General features: G+C 67.6%; 13 protein-coding genes. 6 read left to right on the forward strand and 7 right to left on the reverse strand.

The window, feature by feature from the left end:
• Positions 1 to 51 precede the first annotated feature (51 nt).
• Positions 52 to 816, forward strand: coding sequence for a DNA-binding transcriptional repressor DeoR (gene deoR / locus ACUCV0_RS20420; RefSeq protein WP_059316362.1), 765 nt, complete (start codon positions 52 to 54; stop codon positions 814 to 816).
• On the opposite strand, the gene ACUCV0_RS20425 is transcribed toward deoR, so the two are convergent.
• The 4 genes from ACUCV0_RS20425 to ACUCV0_RS20440 all read right to left on the reverse strand — a co-directional run bounded on the left by ACUCV0_RS20425 (position 809) and on the right by ACUCV0_RS20440 (position 5,780).
• Positions 809 to 1,894 carry an aldose 1-epimerase family protein gene (locus tag ACUCV0_RS20425; RefSeq protein ID WP_482213538.1) on the reverse strand — a complete coding sequence of 362 codons (1,086 nt, stop codon included), beginning with the start codon at positions 1,892 to 1,894 and terminating at the stop codon, positions 809 to 811. The genes deoR and ACUCV0_RS20425 overlap by 8 nt on opposite strands.
• Before the next feature lie 13 nt (positions 1,895 to 1,907).
• Entirely contained in the window at positions 1,908 to 3,239 is a 1,332-nt protein-coding gene (fucP, locus tag ACUCV0_RS20430; protein WP_184290059.1) for an L-fucose:H+ symporter permease, read from the reverse strand.
• A 48-nt stretch (positions 3,240 to 3,287) separates the two neighbouring features.
• On the reverse strand, positions 3,288 to 4,214 hold the full coding sequence (rbsK, locus tag ACUCV0_RS20435; RefSeq protein WP_482213539.1) for a ribokinase: 927 nt from the start codon (positions 4,212 to 4,214) through the stop codon (positions 3,288 to 3,290).
• 240 nt (positions 4,215 to 4,454) lie between these two features.
• Positions 4,455 to 5,780, reverse strand: a complete 1,326-nt coding sequence (locus ACUCV0_RS20440) for a DUF3100 domain-containing protein (RefSeq protein WP_059316366.1) — start codon at positions 5,778 to 5,780, stop codon at positions 4,455 to 4,457.
• A 329-nt stretch (positions 5,781 to 6,109) separates the two neighbouring features.
• Here ACUCV0_RS20440 and ACUCV0_RS20445 point away from each other — a divergent pair, with 329 nt between their 5' ends.
• Positions 6,110 to 7,012 (forward strand): LysR family transcriptional regulator, encoded by a 903-nt coding sequence (locus ACUCV0_RS20445; RefSeq protein ID WP_059316367.1) that lies wholly within the window; start codon positions 6,110 to 6,112, stop codon positions 7,010 to 7,012.
• A gap of 187 nt (positions 7,013 to 7,199) precedes the next feature.
• On the opposite strand, the gene ACUCV0_RS20450 is transcribed toward ACUCV0_RS20445, so the two are convergent.
• From ACUCV0_RS20450 to ACUCV0_RS20460, 3 genes are read right to left on the reverse strand one after another with little or no spacing between them, the layout of a single operon-like run.
• Positions 7,200 to 8,354 carry a M20 aminoacylase family protein gene (locus ACUCV0_RS20450; RefSeq protein ID WP_482213540.1) on the reverse strand — a complete coding sequence of 385 codons (1,155 nt, stop codon included), beginning with the start codon at positions 8,352 to 8,354 and terminating at the stop codon, positions 7,200 to 7,202.
• A 3-nt stretch (positions 8,355 to 8,357) separates the two neighbouring features.
• Positions 8,358 to 9,875, reverse strand: a complete 1,518-nt coding sequence (locus tag ACUCV0_RS20455) for an aldehyde dehydrogenase family protein (RefSeq protein WP_482213541.1) — start codon at positions 9,873 to 9,875, stop codon at positions 8,358 to 8,360.
• Positions 9,876 to 9,877: 2 nt separating this feature from the next.
• Entirely contained in the window at positions 9,878 to 10,768 is an 891-nt protein-coding gene (locus ACUCV0_RS20460; protein ID WP_482213542.1) for an NAD(P)-dependent oxidoreductase, read from the reverse strand.
• Positions 10,769 to 11,109: 341 nt separating this feature from the next.
• Between ACUCV0_RS20460 and urtA the strand changes: the two genes are divergently transcribed.
• The 4 genes from urtA (at position 11,110) to urtD (ending at position 16,158) form a co-directional block, all read left to right on the forward strand.
• On the forward strand, positions 11,110 to 12,384 hold the full coding sequence (gene urtA / locus ACUCV0_RS20465) for an urea ABC transporter substrate-binding protein (protein ID WP_434775137.1): 1,275 nt from the start codon (positions 11,110 to 11,112) through the stop codon (positions 12,382 to 12,384).
• Between the two features lie 287 nt (positions 12,385 to 12,671).
• Positions 12,672 to 14,240, forward strand: coding sequence for an urea ABC transporter permease subunit UrtB (gene urtB, locus ACUCV0_RS20470; RefSeq protein WP_482213543.1), 1,569 nt, complete (start codon positions 12,672 to 12,674; stop codon positions 14,238 to 14,240).
• Entirely contained in the window at positions 14,237 to 15,316 is a 1,080-nt protein-coding gene (gene urtC / locus ACUCV0_RS20475; protein WP_482213544.1) for an urea ABC transporter permease subunit UrtC, read from the forward strand. The genes urtB and urtC overlap by 4 nt, the downstream gene beginning before the upstream one ends.
• Positions 15,313 to 16,158 carry an urea ABC transporter ATP-binding protein UrtD gene (gene urtD, locus ACUCV0_RS20480; protein WP_482213545.1) on the forward strand — a complete coding sequence of 282 codons (846 nt, stop codon included), beginning with the start codon at positions 15,313 to 15,315 and terminating at the stop codon, positions 16,156 to 16,158. Before urtC ends, urtD begins: the two co-directional genes overlap by 4 nt.
• Positions 16,159 to 16,269 lie beyond the last annotated feature (111 nt).

Raw genomic sequence — 16,269 nt, forward strand, 5'->3', positions numbered from 1 at the left:
TTCTTTGTTCGTGTGGCCTGTACGTCTTGTCGGACTCCCGTAGCACCTCTCATGGATAGCAAGAAAGCCGCTCGGCTCAAGCTGATGCACCAGGCGTTGCAGGACCAGCACGCCATTCACCTGCGCGAGATGGCCCAACTGCTGGGTGTCTCGGAAATGACCCTGCGCCGCGACCTGCGGCTCCCGCCGGACGGCCTGCGGCTGCTCGGCGGTCATGTCACCCGCGATGTCGGCGGCAGCGAGGCGCCCGGCTACCAGGTGGTGGAACAGGACCTGCGCCAGGTCGAGGAAAAGCGCCGCATCGGTCGGCTGGCCGCGGCCCAGATCCGCGCCGGCGACACCATCTTCCTCGATTGCGGGACCACCACGCCCTTCGTGGTGGACTTCATTCCCGATGACCTGGAATTCACCGCCGTCTGCCACTCGCTCAATGTGCTGCTCAAGCTGCAGCAGAAGGTCAACTGCACCCTGGTGGTGTGCGGCGGGACCTTCCAGCGCAAGAATCAGATCTTCGAGAGTCGCCTGGAGACCGGGGTGCTCGATGGCGTGCGCCTCACCCATGCCTTCGTCTCGGCGGCCGGGGTGAGCGCGGACTTCGGCGTCACCTGCTTCAACTTCAACGAGGTCGAGGTCAAGCAGAAGGTCCTGCGCCAGGCCCAGCAGCGGCTGCTGCTGGTCGACCATACCAAGTTCGACGTGGTGCGCGCCGCGCATTTCGCGGCGCTCAGCGACTTCGACGGGGTGGTCAGCGACGGGCGCATCCCGCGCAGCTATCGCGAACGGATCGAGGCGAACGGCGCGCAACTGCTCACCTGATCCGCGTTGGGTCGGCCAGGCGCGTCAGCAGCGCCTCGCGTTCGGCGGCGGCGAGGTAGCCGGTGCGCACGCTGAAGGTGCGCCGCTCACCCGGCTGCAGCTGCTGCACCTGGCCCTTGGCGGTCTCGGCCAGATAGCCCTCCGGCTCGCAGGTCGCCGGCAGCACGAAGGCCGCCACCTGCTGGTCGGGGTTGTGCAGCACCCAGCGCGTGGCATGGGGCAAATCCTCTGGGCGATAGGCCGTGTAGAAGGCCGCGCCGCCCGGATGCTCCAGCAGGAAGTGCGCCTCCCCCGCCGCGTCGGTGCCCGGCGCATCGATGAAACTGACGATTTCCGGCTGGTAGCGCTCAGGCGCATCCAGCACCCGCAGCCGTTCCGAATCTTCGGCCAGCTCGGCGATGAAAGCCTGCCAGTCGGCGGTCGGCCGCACATGAGCCGGCACGCTGGTGCGCACCCGGGTGCGGGTCACGCCCAGCGGCTCGTGGAAACGACCGCCGGGTACGTAGGCGTAGTTCATGTGCGCCATGTACATGAGGTCCATGGGCTGGCCGGCCTGGTTTTCCACCTCCAGGCCTAGTTCGAATACGGCGGTGTCCGGCCTCAGGGTCACGCTGGGCTGAGCGCGATAGCGATCGCCAAAGCCCATGGCGTAGTCATGGCGACCGCCCAGGCGCAGGAAGTCACCCTCCGCGTCCCGGCCCAGCTCCAGCCAGGCCTCGTCCAGCGGCGCGCAGGGCAGTTCGCCGTGCAGCTCGTGACTGTCCTCCGGCGCCGGGCAGCCGTTGCGTAGCACCCCGGCGTGGAACATGAAGCAGCCATAGGTCTCGATGATCCGCCGGGTCGGCCGCGGCTGATCGAACAGCCCGGGCATGGTCAGGCGGCAGCCGTCGAAGGTGGCATCCCAGACCATCTGTCCCTGATAGGGCAGCACGACCAGCCGGCCGCGGCGATTCTCCAGGGCCAGGGCGCGGACCCCGGAAGGATAGGTCCAGGCGCGCACCTGGAAGGCGTCGCTGGCGAGCAGGGTGCGCTCGCACGCGGTGAATTGCTCAGGCTGCAGGGGCAGGCGTACGGACATGGCGGTGCCCTCCTCAGGCAGTCTGGGCAGCGCCCACCGGCAGCCGCTCGCTGGCCGGATGACGCAGGCAATAGAGGGCGTAGGCGACGATCACCGTGAAGCACAGCAGCGGCACCGAATAGGCCAGCTGCATGTTGCCGCCGGTGTAGTCGGACAGCAGGCCCTGGAAGATCGGGATCACCCCGCCACCGACGATGCTCATCACCAGCAGCGAACCGCCGAATTCGGTATCGCGGCCGATGCCGTCGACGGTCAGGCCATAGATGGTCGGCCAGCAAGGGCCGAGGAAGATGCTCACGCCCACGGCGGCGTACACCGCGGTGATGTTGGGCACCAGGATGGTGTAGGCCAGCAGGGCGATGCACAGCACGCCGTAGACGCCCAGCACCTTGGCCGGATGCCAGCGGCGCATCAGCAGGTTGGCGATCAGCTTGCCGACGAAATAGGCGGCGAAGGTGGTGAGCAGGAACCAGGAGGCGCTGCGCTCGTTCATGCCGCCGAGCTGCATGGCCAGGCGGATGGTGAAGCTCCAGACGCCGACCTGGGCGCCGACATAGAGGAACTGTGCCAGCACGCCAAAGACGAAGCGCGGATTGCGTCTCAGCCGACCCAGGCTGGCGGCCATGCCGTCGCCCTCGCTGCGGACGCGGTCGTTGCCCTTGCAGGACGGATAGCGGGTACAGGCGATCAGCACGAAGATCAGCACCAGCACGCCGATCATCCACTGGTAGGGCGTCAGGGTGGCCTGGATCATCTGCAGTTGCTGGGCGGCGGCCTCGGCGGGATTCATCTGCAGCAGCTGCGCCTGGCTGGCGTCGCCGTCCTTGAACATCACGAAGCTGCCCACGTAGACGCCGGTCATGGCGCCGAAGGGGTGAAAGGTCTGGGAGATGTTCAACCGGCGGGTGCCAGTCTCGCGCGGCCCGAGCAGGGTCGAGTAGGTGTTGCAGGCGGTCTCCAGGAAGGACAGCCCCGCGGCGATCACGAACAGCGCCAGCAGGAACATGCCGTACTTGGCCATGGAGGCGGCCGGAAAGAACAGCAGGCAGCCGACCATGTAGAGGAACAGACCGAAGAGAATGGTCGTCTTGTAGCTGAAGCGCCGCACCATCAGCGCAGCCGGGAGGGCCAGAAAGAAATAGCCGAGATAGAAGGCCGACTGGACGAAGGCGGTCTGGAAATCACTGAGCAGGAAGGCCTTCTTGAAGTGGGCGATGAGCACGTCGTTCATGCTCGCCGCGGCGGCCCAGAGCGCGAAGATGCAGCACAGCAGGATGAAGGCGAACCACGGCGTGCGGTTCAGGTAGTAGCCGTCGGCGCTGGGCCGCAGGGGTGACTGGCTCATTGTTGTTCTCCGTAGGGGTGCCAGGGTGAGGGGATCGCCGACCTTGCGTCAGAGATCCAGGGACGCGAGGTAGTCGGCGAAGACCGCAGCCTCGGGATAGGAGGTCTGGGTGCCGCGTCCGGTGACCGACAGCGCCGAATAGGCCACGGCCCGCTGCATGGCGTCCCGGAGGCCGAGGCCCTGGACGCGGCCATGGGCGAAGCAGCCGATGAAGGCATCGCCGGCGCCGGTGGTGTCGATGGCCGCCACCTGCTGGCCGGGGAGGCTGAATTCGCCCTCCTCGCCCACGTACAGCGCGCCCTGGGCACCGAGGGTGACCACCACATGGCGGATGCCGCGACCGGCCAGCACCCGCGCGGCGGCGAAGGCGCTCTCGCGATCCTGCACGGGCAGACCGCTGACCAGGGCCAGTTCGGTCTCGTTGGGGACGAAGTAATCCAGCCGGGCGAGGTGCGCGGCGCTCAGGTCGGCCACCGCGGGGGCCGGATTGAGCAGCACGGGGATACCCAGGCGCTGGCCGCAATCGATGGCGGCATAGACGGTCTCCAGGGCGATCTCCAGCTGCAGCACGATCAGTGCGCAGTCGCGCAGATCGGCTTCCGCGGCCTGGATGTCGGCCGGGCCGAGGGCGGCGTTGGCGCCCTTCACGATGAGGATGCTGTTATGCGAGTCGGGCTGGACGAAGATCGGCGCCACCCCGCTGGAGCGACCCGGCGCGCGGGTTACGTGACGGGTGTCGACGCCGAAGCGGCGGAAGTTGGCCAGGGTATTGTCGGCGAAGAGGTCGTCGCCGACCTTGGTCACCATCAGCACCTTGCTGCCCAGCTTGGCCGCGGCGACCGCCTGGTTGGCGCCCTTGCCGCCACAACCGAGGGCGAAGTCCGGCGCTTCCAGCGTCTCGCCCTGCACGGGTAGCCGCTCGATGTAGGTGATGAGGTCGACCATGTTGCTGCCGATGACCGCGATTTTGCCCATGCCGAGCACGCCTCCGTTTTCTTGATGTTATTAAATTAACGGTTTTTGTTAATTTTCCATCATAGATACTGCAACTCGGGGCGTAGCTCAAGCGCCGGTGATCGTCCAGGGACGACACCTTGCCGTCAGGGCTCAAGGCTGGGAGCTGCGACACGAAATGCGGGAAGCGGAGAGATCAAGCGGCGGAGCGATACGGCAGCGGGAAGCGGCGCACCGGAGACCCGGTGCGCGCGGAGAGGATCAGTGAAACACTTCGGCGATGAAGGCCGCGCCGATGAAGGTGCCAAAGCTGGCGATCAGCGAAACCACCACGATGCGCCAGCCGAGGCGCCGGAAGGCCGGGATGTCCTTGGCGATGGACAGGCCGGCGAAGGCCAGCATGGGGGTGATCAGCGCCATGATGCCGACCGCGTTGTGGGCGGCGGTGATCTGCGGCGCCAGGGGGCACCAGGGCGAGGTCAGGAACATGGCCACCAGCGATACCCAGCACACCGCCGGCACCTTGCGGCGAAACAGCTGGCAGAGCAGTTCGCCGACGAAGGCCGCCAGGATCATCACCGCGACGCCCAGGAAAGCAGCCGGTGGCAGGGTCTTGCTCATCACCAGGGTCGCCAGCAGCGCTAGGGCACCCGAGGCCAGCCAGGCGCTGAAGCGTGCCGACCAGCCCAGCTCCACGGGCTCGTCCACCACGGCGGCATCCACCGAACTCTGCTGGAAGGAGGCCTTGGTGGTACGGCCGATGCGCGGCTCCATCACCCGGTAGCCCCAGACTGCCAGCGGCAGGGAGATGAACAGGGTGAAATAGGTGCCCAGGGTCAGGGTGATGAGGTTGGCGGCGGCGGCCAGGGCCATGACCTCCTTGGCCACCTCGGCGGTCTGCTGGGCAGCGATGGCACCAGCCGCGGCGGCCATGATACTGCCCGACCCCAGGCCGGCGCCCATGGCCAGGGAATAGGGGTGGAAGATGTTCAGGCTGGCGATGAAACCGGCCACGATGGCCATGAACACCGCGCCGAACAGGGTGCCGGTCAGGTACTCGGCGAGTACGCCGCGGCCTTCCGGGGAGTCCATGCCATAGCGTTCGCTGATGATTGCCAGGCTCGGTTCGCGCCCCACCGAGAAGGTGGCACCGATGGCCTCGCGCTTGATGCCCAGCAGCAGGGCCACCGGCAGACCGAGCAGGATGGTGCCGACGAAATGCCCCAGCTCCTGGAAGGCCAGTGCCCAGCCGGCGGCGATCACCGTGGGCAGCGAGCCACCCACCACCAGGCCGAGCTTGGCAATGAACACCAGCAAGGCGTATTGCAGAATGGCCGCCGAGCGCACCTGGGCGCCGCGGTCGATACCCAGACCCAGCGGCATGCGCTTGCCGACCTGCCCCACCGCCGCACCCAGCAAGAGCGCCCAGATCATCGGCAGCAACACCACCTTGCCCGGCCCCAGCGGTATGGTGAGGGAGCCGATCAGCTCGGCGATCAGCAGCACTAGCGCTGCCCAGATGTAGAGTCTGACGGTATTGCTGACGGCTCGGTCCTGGCCCACGGCCAGAGTCGGATTGGCGCTCATTCTTCCCCCTGCGGCCCGCTCGCGGGCTCGGTTGTTGGTATGGTTGGCAGTCGCGAGCAGCGAGGCCCGCTGGGCAGAAAAGGGCTCCGCAAGGGAGCAGGACCCGGTCGTTCTGGAGGTCTGGTCGAAGGCGTACGCCTGGCGCGCCAGAGGGAAGAAGCCCGGCGCGGACAGTGTCTCGCATGGGACTTCTTACCGCTTCAGGGCTCTGCGTCGCGGGCCTTGGCCAGGCCGGGGCGGCCGTGGTCTTGGCCCGAGTATGGACAGCGGCCTGTTCTCTCTCCAATACTGGAAATGGCCTTTTCCGTTGCCTTTAAGAGAACACACGGATGCGTGGAATTCACGAACAGCGCTTGCATTATTTCGTCGAGGCGGTGCGCCTGGGCAGCGTGCGCGCTGCGGCTGACGCCCTGGATATCGCCCCGTCCGCGGTCAGCCGGCAGATCGCCCAGGTCGAGGCGGAGCTGGGCGTCGACCTCATCGAAAGACACCGTCGCGGCATCACCCCGACCGAGGCCGGGCGCCTGGTGCTGGACTATTTCCGCCAGCGCCAGACCCAGCTCGACGGCCTGAAAGATGCCATCTCCGATCTCCAGGGACTGCGCACCGGCCGCGTGGTGCTGGCCATCGGCGAAGGCTTCATCGGCGACCTGTCGCGCAGCCTGGGCGACTTTTCCGCGCGGCATCCGGAGATCGAGGTCAGGGTCAATGTGGTGGGTACCAACGAGGTGATCCGCCAGGTGATGGAAGACGAGGCGCAACTGGGGCTGGTGTTCAATCCGCCGCGCGATCCGCACCTGCGCGTACATGGCAGCCGCGAGCAGCCGCTCTATGCAATGGTGGCGCCCGAGCATCCGCTGGCCGCGACCCAGGGCCCTGTGACCCTGGCAGCGCTGGGCGAGCATCGCCTGGCCGTGCCGGACATCTCCTACGGCATCCGCCAGATGCTCGACGCCGTGGAGCAGGCCGCCGGCCAGCGCCTGGCACCGACCCTGACCTGCAACACCTTCGCCCTGCTCAAGCACTATGCCCAGCAGGGCGGCGTGACCCTGCTGCCGCTGTTCGCCGCCACCCAGGAGCTGGACAGCGGCGCCTTGCGCGCCCTGCCCCTGGCCGATCCGGGCTTCGCCCGCGCCCACGTCGAGCTGGTGACCCGCCTGGGCCGCAAGCTCAGCCGCGCCGCGGACGAGTTGCGCACGGCCATGGTGCAGCGGATGACCGCCTTTCGCTGAGCGTCGGCTCAAAGCCAGCTGCGCGTCGGCCAAACTGCGTTGAAGATGCCTTCGGAATGCTCATTTACCACTTGTAAACTCGCCCGCGAGTCCGATCCGCTTCCTCAGGCCTCTTCGCGGGGCCGCCCAGGCCTTGTTTGGCTCTAGCTCGCAAGGCTTTAGGCTTTGACCAAACGCTGAAGACTAATTAGGCGGGCAGTTCCTGGCGCACCAGCTCCGCCCACAGCCGCACGGCCGGTTCGATGATGGCGTCGTTGAAGTCGTAGGCCGGATTGTGCAGCGGTGCCGAGGGTCGCTCACCATCGACACCCAGCCAGAGATAGGCTCCCGGACGCGCCGCCAGCATGAAGGCGAAATCCTCGGAGGCCATGGACGGTGGTACGCCGTCACTGACCCGCTCGGCGCCAAAGGCTGTCACCGCCGCCTGACGCACCCGCGCCGCCTGCTGGGGATGGTTCTCGGTCACCGGATAGCCGCGGGTGAACTCCAGCTCGCCGCGCACGCCCTGGGCCAGCGGCGCCTGGGCGACGATCTCGCCGATCAGCCGCTCAACTTCGGCACGTACCGCGCCATCCAGGCAACGCACCGTGCCCCTGAGCCGCGCCACCTCGGGGATGACGTTGATGGCCTCCCCCGCCTCCATCATGGTCACGCTGACTACCGCGGCGGCCAGCGGCGAGATCCGCCGGGCGACGATGGTCTGCAGCTGCAGGATCAGGTCCGCCGCGGCGACGATGGGATCACGCCCGCGCTCGGGCATGGCCGCGTGGCAGCCCTTGCCGGTGAGGGTGATGGCGAAGGTGTCCAGCGAGGCCATCATGGCGCCCGGATTGACCACCACCTGGCCGGCCGGCAATCCCGGCCAGTTGTGCAGGCCGTAGATAGCGTCCATGGAGAAGCGCTCGAACAGGCCGTCCTCGATCATCTTTTGCGCGCCGCCGAGATTTTCCTCGGCGGGCTGGAAGACGAAATAGAGGGTGCCGCGGAAGTCGCGGTGCTCACTCAGATGACGCGCCGTGGCCAGCAGAATGGCGGTATGGCCGTCATGGCCGCAGGCGTGCATGCGCCCGGCGGCGGTGGAGCGGTGGGGAACGTCCCCCACCTCCTGCATCGGCAGGGCGTCCATGTCGGCACGCAGCCCCAGGCTGGGGCCCTCGCCATGACGCAGTACCCCGACCACGCCGGTGCCACCGAGGCCGCGATGGACCTCCAGGCCGAAGCCCTCCAGCAACTCGGCCACCCGCGCCGCGGTGCGGTGCTCGGCGAAACCCAATTCCGGATGGGCGTGGAAATCGCGACGCCAGCTGCGGGCGTCGTCCAACAAGGCTTGATGGATGGTCATCTGTTACTCCAGGCTGGCGCCATAGCCGAAGCCGGCGGCGGGCACCGCGGCGGTTTCCACCCAGACGCTCTTCACTTCGCTGTATTCGCGCAGGGCGTCGAGTCCCGAGGAGCGACCGTAGCCGCTCTCGCCGTAGCCGCCGAAGGGCGAGCTGACGTGGATGGTCTTGTAGCCGTTGACCCAGAAGGTACCGGCGCGCACACCGCGCGCCACCCGGTGGGCACGACCGACATCGCGGGTCCAGACCGCCCCGGCCAGGCCGAAGCGGCTGTCGTTGGCGATGCGGATGGCATCGGCCTCGTCCTTGAACGGGATAGCCACCACCACCGGCCCGAAGATCTCTTCCTGGGCGCAACTCAGGCCATTGTGGCCAGCCAGTACCGTGGGATTGACGTAGTAGCCCGTCCCGGCAGGCAGCGGCTCGACGCCATTGGCCACCAGCCGTGCGCCCTCACCGAGGGCACCTTCCACCATGTTCCTGACGTGGGCGAACTGCTTGGCGTTGTGGATCGGGCCGATCTGGGTCTCGGGATCGCTCGGGTCCCCCACCTTGAACTGGCTGGCGGCGCGGGCCACCGCCTGGATGAAGCGCTCGTAGATGGACTCCTGCACCAGCAGCCGCGAACCGGAGACGCAACTCTGGCCGGCCCCAGAAAAGATCGCCGCCTGGGCGCCGCGCACGGCCAGGTCCAGGTCGGCGTCTTCGAAGACGATGTTGGCCGACTTGCCGCCCAGCTCCAGCACCACCGGTATGCAGCGCTGGGCCGCGGCGGCGGCGATGTGCCGGCCGGTGGCCGGCGAGCCGACAAAGACCACCTTGCGGATGTCGGCGTGGGCGATCACCTGCTGGCCGACGGTATGGCCCTGGCCGGCGAGCACGTTGACCAGGCCCTTGGGCGCACCGGCGCGTTCCACCAGCACGCCCAGCAGCAGCGAGGTCACCGGGGTCAGCTCGGAAGGCTTGAGGATCACCGCATTGCCGGCGGTGATGGCCGGGGCGATCTGCCAACCGCCGGTGAAGATCGGCGCATTCCAGGGGGTGATCTGCAGCACCGTGCCCAGGGGTTCGTAGGTCACGTAGTTGAGGTGGCTGGTGGGTACCGGGATGACTTCGCCATGCAGCTTGTCGGCCCAGCCGGCGTAGTACTCGAACATCTCGGCGACCTTGAGCACCTCGACGCGGGCGTCGCGGATCGGCTTGTTGGCGGTCAGCGATTCCAGCTGCGCCAGGGCCTCGGCCTCCTCGCGGATCAGGGCGCCGACGCGGTAGATGATGCGCCCGCGCGCCTGGGCGGTCAGGGCGCGCCATTCCTCGCGCGCCCGGCGGGCGGCGGCATCGGCGCGCTCGACCACGGCCAGGTCGGCATCGGGGTAGCTGTAGGCCGGGCTGTCGTCATGGGCGTTACGCACGGTGATCCGCTCGCCGCTGCCATCGACGAAGGCGCCGTCCACGAAGCTGGCGACCTGCTGGCGGTCGCCCCAGAAGGGCTTGAGCAATTCCAGTGTCTTGGCGTTCATCATGATCATTCCCCCTTGCCGAACAGGTCTTCGCTGGTGCGTCGCGCGATGGCGCAGAAATCCTCGCCATCGGCCAGGGTCTCGGCGCTGGCTTTCCAGGCCTGGGCGGTGGCCGCGGCCAGCGGCAGGTCGAGGCCGAGTTCGGCGATGAGCTGCTGGGCCAGGCCTACGTCCTTGCGCATCAGGCCCATGGTGAAGCCGGAGTCGTAGGCCTTGTTCAGCACCCAGGTGGGGAACATGCCCTGGCTGGCCGCGCTGCGCCCGGAGCCGGCATTGATGCCTTCGAGCAGCTTTTCCGGGGCGACCCCGGCGCGAGCGGCCATGGTCACCGCCTCGGCGGTGGTGATCAGGTGCGCCGCGGCCAGCAGGTTGTTGGCGATCTTGGCGATGTTGCCGGCGCCCACGGCGCCGATGTGCACCCGGGTCGCGCTCATGGCTTCCAGCGCCGGCAATGCCTTGGCCAGGGCCGCCTCGCTACCGCCGATGACCATGGTCATGGTGCCAGCCGCGGCACCGGCGGGGCCGCCGGAGACCGGGGCATCGAGGAAATCGGCACCGACCTCGGCGAAGGCCGCCGCTACCCGGCGGCTGGTCTCCGGGGTGGAGGTGGTGGTGTCGACCACCACGGTGCCCGGCCGTACGCAGCTGACCAGACCCGCCTCGCCCAGGCACACGGCCTCGACGTGCTCGGCCTTGGGCAGCGACAGCACGATCACCTCGTTGGTGGCGGCCAGGGCCGCCAGATCACCGGCGATGGCCACGCCCTGGGCGGCGACCCGCTCGCAGGCGGCGCTGGAGGGATCCAGGCCGGTGACGGCCACGCCCTTGCGCGCCAGGGTGATCGCCATGTTGCCGCCCATGTTGCCGAGTCCGATGACCCCGACCTGCCTGCCCATGCCTTGTTCCTCTTCTTCGAATGGGTGTGACCGCCCCTGTGGCCGGCCCTTGGCGATCGAGTATGGGAGGCGCCAGGCATCACCACCAATACGGCATTCGGACTTTCATGTTGCGCAAAAGGCAACGGCAAAAGAGGGCACCAGCATCGTGCAAGGGCGCCGTCAGAGGGCACCGCCCAGCCCCAGGCTGGTGCAGGGCAACTGGCCACAAACGCTTGGGTTGCAGGCAAGAGGCCAGTCGCCATGCGCCTTGCCGAGGCCTGGCACAGTTCCTGAAAAGCGCCCTGGCGGGCCAGCAGCCCAGCCCAACAACAGCGCACGTTCGCTCAGGAGCCTTTCGCATGAAGCGCCGCCCTCTACTGAAGACCACCCTTGCCGCCTCCGCCCTGCTCATGAGCGGCCTGTTCCCCTGGAGCGCCGCCCACGCCGCGGACACCATCAAGGTCGGCATCCTGCATTCGCTGTCCGGCACCATGGCCATCTCCGAGACCTCGCTCAAGGACATGGCACTGATGACCATCGACGAGATCAACGCCAAGGGCGGCGTGCTGGGCAAGAAGCTGGAACCCGTGGTGGTGGATCCGGCCTCCAACTGGCCGCTGTTCGCCGAGAAGGCGCGCCAGCTGGTGACCCAGGACAAGGTCGCGGTTACCTTCGGCTGCTGGACCTCGGTCTCGCGCAAGTCGGTGCTGCCGGTCTACGAGGAACTCAACGGCCTGCTGTTCTACCCGGTGCAGTACGAAGGCGAAGAGATGTCGCCCAACGTCTTCTACACCGGCGCGGCGCCGAACCAGCAGGCCATTCCGGCGGTGGAATACCTGATGAGCGAAGAAGGCGGCGCGGCCAAGCGCTTCTTCCTGCTGGGCACCGACTACGTCTATCCGCGCACCACCAACAAGATTCTCAGATCCTTCCTGCACAGCAAGGGCGTGCAGGACAAGGACATCGAGGAGGTCTACACCCCCTTCGGCCACAGCGATTACCAGACCATTGTCGCCAACATCAAGAAGTTCGCCGCGGGCGGCAAGACCGCGGTGGTCTCCACCATCAACGGCGACTCCAACGTGCCCTTCTACAAGGAACTGGGTAACCAGGGCCTGAAGGCCACCGACGTACCCGTGGTGGCCTTCTCGGTGGGCGAGGAAGAACTGCGCGGCATCGACACCAAGCCACTGGTCGGCCAGCTGGCCGCCTGGAACTACTTCGAGTCGCTGGATAACCCGGTGAACAAGAAATTCGTCGACGCCTGGAAGGCCTACGCCAAGGCCAAGAACCTGCCCAACTACCAGACCGCCGTGACCAACGACCCCATGGAAGCCACCTACATCGGCATCCACATGTGGGCCCAGGCCGTGGAAAAGGCCGGCAGCACCGACGTCGACAAGGTTCGCAAGGCCATGGCCGGCCAGACCTTCGCCGCGCCGGACGGCTACACCGTGAAGATGGACGAGAAGAACCACCACCTGCACAAGCCGGTGATGATCGGCGAGGTCCAGGACGACGGTCAGTTCAACGTCGTCTGGCAGACCGAAGGCCCGGTCCGCGCCCAGCCCTGGAGCCCCTACATCCCCGGCAACGACAAGAAGTCCGACGAACCGGTGAAGAGCGGCAAGTAACGGCCAGCCCTCACCCCCGGCCCCTCTCCCCGAGGGAGAGGGGAGCGAAGCCTGAAAGGTGGCACCCCGCTCTTACCCCCTCTCCCCTTGGGAGAGGGTTGGGGTGAGGGCAAAAGCCGCTCCGAGGCCAACAGCCCTTCCCCCTCTCCCCTTGGGAGAGGGCCGGGGTGAGGGCCCGCCAGCGCACCCGGCCAGACCGCCAGGTGCCCGGCACCAGAAACGAGGCCACGCCCGTCCTCCCCCGGGAGACGACGCGCAGGAGCCTTTACCCACAGACGAGGCCGAGCATGTCCCTACGCCTTTTTCTTCTGCCCCTGCTGTTGCTGCTCGCCGGCACCGCCCAGGCCGGCCCTGCCGCCGAGCTGGCCGCCGCCAGCGCCAGCGACCAGGCCAAGCTCCTGCAGGCATGGGCCGTCGAACCCGACACCGCCCAGCTCCCGGTTCTCCAGGCGCTGCAGGACGGCCGCTTCTATGTCGACGAAGACCGGCGCCCGTTCTACAAGATCGGCGATAGCTACAGCGCCGCCGAAGGTGACGCCACCGCCCCCACCGGCACACCCAAGCCGGTACGCCTGAACAACCGGCTGCGCATTCTCATCGGCGCCGCCCAGGCCAGCGGGCAACTGCTGTCCGCGGATGCCAGCGTGCGCCTGACCGCCGCCCAGGCCCTGCGCCAGGAGGCCAAGCCCGAACAGCGCCCCTTCCTGGAAAAACGCCTGCAGACCGAGGCCGACAAGGAGGTGAAGACCGCCCTCGCCGCCGCCCTGGCCACTCTGCAGCTGACCGATCCCGATCCCGCCGTGCGCCTGGCCGCAGTACGCCTGCTGGGCGAGTCCGGCGAACCCCAGGCCAGGACCCGCCTGCAGGCCCTGCTCGACCCGGCCGTGGAAACCAACGAAGACGTCCGCAAGGCCGCCGCGACCGGCCTTGCCCAGGTCGAGCGCAAGCTGCTGCTGGGTGACCTGCTCGGCCAGGCCTTCACCGGCCTGTCGCTAGGCTCCATCCTGCTGCTGGCCGCCCTGGGCCTGGCCATCACCTATGGCCTGCTCGGCGTCATCAACATGGCTCACGGCGAGATGCTGATGCTGGGCGCCTACAGCACCTATGTGGTGCAGCTGACCCTGCAGCGCCTCGCCCCCGAATGGCTGGCCTGGTATCCGCTGCTGGCGCTGCCGGTCGCCTTCGCCGTCACCGCCGCCATCGGCATGGCGCTGGAACGCACCGTGATCCGCCACCTCTATGGCCGGCCGCTGGAAACCCTGCTGGCCACCTGGGGCATCAGCCTGATGCTGATCCAGGCGGTGCGGGTGCTGTTCGGTGCCCAGAACGTCGAGGTGGCCAACCCGGCCTGGCTGTCCGGCGGCATCCAGGTGCTGCCCAACCTGCTCCTGCCGTGGAACCGGGTGATCATCCTCGGCTTCGTGGTCTTCGTGCTGATCCTGACCTGGACCCTGCTGAACAAGACCCGCCTGGGGCTGAACGTGCGCGCCGTGACCCAGAATCGCAGCATGGCCGCCTGCTGCGGCGTCCCCACCGGCCGCATCGACATGCTCGCCTTCGGCCTCGGCTCCGGCATCGCCGGTCTCGGTGGCGTGGCCCTGTCGCAGATCGGCAACGTCGGCCCGGACCTAGGCCAGAGCTACATCATCGACTCCTTCCTGGTGGTGGTGCTCGGCGGCGTCGGCCAACTGGCCGGCAGCGTGCTGGCAGCCTTTGGCCTGGGGATCGTCAACAAGATCCTCGAACCCCAGATCGGCGCCGTGCTGGGCAAGATCCTCATCCTCGGCCTGATCATCCTGTTCATCCAGAAAAGGCCCCAGGGCCTGTTCGCCCTCAAGGGGAGGGTCATCGATTGAACCAGCCACTCGCGCTTACCGCCGTGCAGAAGGCCGGCCCGCGCCTGAGCGTTGCAGTACTCGGCCTGGCCCTGGCCGTGCTGATCGCCCTGCCGCTGCTGTCTCTGCTGCCAGCCGACAATGCCTTCCAGGTCTCGGCCTACACCCTGACCCTGGTGGGCAAGATCCTCTGCTACGCCATCGTCGCCCTGGCGCTGGACCTGGTCTGGGGCTATGCCGGGATGCTCTCCCTCGGCCACGGGCTGTTCTTTGCACTGGGCGGCTACGCCATGGGCATGTACCTGATGCGTCAGGCCGCCGGTGACGGTCTGCCGCCGTTCATGAGCTTTCTCTCCTGGACCAGCTACCCCTGGTTCTGGGCCGGCACCGACCATTTCCTCTGGGCGCTGTGCCTGGCGGTGCTGGCCCCCGGTCTGCTGGCGCTGGCGTTCGGCTTCTTCGCCTTCCGCTCGAAGATCAGGGGCGTCTACTTCTCGATCATGACCCAGGCGCTGACCTTTGCCGGCATGCTGCTATTCTTTCGCAACGAGACCGGCTTCGGCGGCAACAACGGCTTCACCGGCTTCACCACCCTGCTGGGCTTTCCGGTGGCCGCCCAGGGCACCCGCGCGGTGCTCTTCCTGCTCACCGTGGCCCTGCTGACCGCCAGCCTCTGGCTGGGCTGGCGCCTGGCGCAGAGCAAGTTCGGCCGCATCCTCACGGCGATCCGCGACGCCGAGAACCGGGTGACCTTCTGCGGCTACGATCCGCGCGGCTTCAAGCTGTTCGTCTGGGTGCTCTCGGCGGTGCTCTGTGGCCTGGCCGGGGCGCTCTATGTGCCCCAGGTGGGCATCATCAACCCCAGCGAGATGGCCCCGACCAACTCCATCGAAGCGGCCATCTGGGTCGCCCTCGGCGGCCGCGGCAGCCTGATCGGCCCGGTACTCGGCGCCGGCATCGTCAACGGTGCCAAGAGCTGGTTCACCGTGGCCTTTCCCGAATACTGGCTGTTCTTTCTCGGCGCCCTGTTCATCGTCGTCACCCTCTATCTGCCGCGTGGCGTGATCGGCCTCATCAAGAAGGAGCGCGACGCATGAAAGCCGCCCCCATTCCCCCCACAGCCGCGGAAGTGCTCGATCCCGGCATCGGCGCCGAAGCCAGCGGCCTCGGCCATCGCGCCGGCAAGGGCCTGGATACCCGCCACGGCACCATCCTCAGCCTGGAAGGCATCGAGGTCAGCTTCGACGGCTTCAAGGCCCTGCGCGACCTCAATCTCTACATCGGCGTCGGCGAATTGCGCTGCATCATCGGCCCCAACGGCGCCGGCAAGACCACCATGATGGACGTCATCACCGGCAAGACCCGCCCCGACCGTGGCAGCGCCTGGTTCGGCGAGACCCTGGACCTCACCCGCCTGCAACCGGTGGAGATCGCCCAGGCCGGCATCGGCCGTAAATTCCAGAAGCCCACGGTGTTCGAGGCGCTGACCGTCTGGGAAAACCTGGAGCTGGCGCAGCGAACCGACAAGTCGGTCTGGGCCAGCCTGCGCGCGCGGCTCTCCGGCGAACAACGTGATCGCCTGGAGGAGGTGCTCGGCACCATCCGCCTGCAGGACTCCCGCGGCCGCACCGCCGGGCTGCTCTCCCACGGCCAGAAGCAATTCCTCGAGATCGGCATGCTGCTGGTGCAGGAGCCGCAACTGCTGCTGCTCGACGAACCCGTGGCCGGCATGACCGACGCCGAGACCGAATTCACCGCCGAGCTGTTCAAGTCGCTGGTGCCCAGGCACTCGCTGATGGTGGTGGAGCACGACATGGGTTTCGTCGGCAGCATCGCCGACCACGTCACCGTGCTGCACCAGGGCCACGTCCTCGCCGAAGGCTCGCTGGACCAGGTCCAGGCCAACGACCAGGTGATCGAGGTGTATCTGGGGCGCTAGCGTGCGGCCGCGCCCCTGCCCGTAGGTTGGGTTGAGACGGCTCCACCGTCGAAGCCCAACACCGATACGGACCGGGAGCGTTGGGCTTCGCTCCGCTCAACCCAACCTACG

Source organism: Pseudomonas sp. VMV1 (assembly GCF_056790235.1).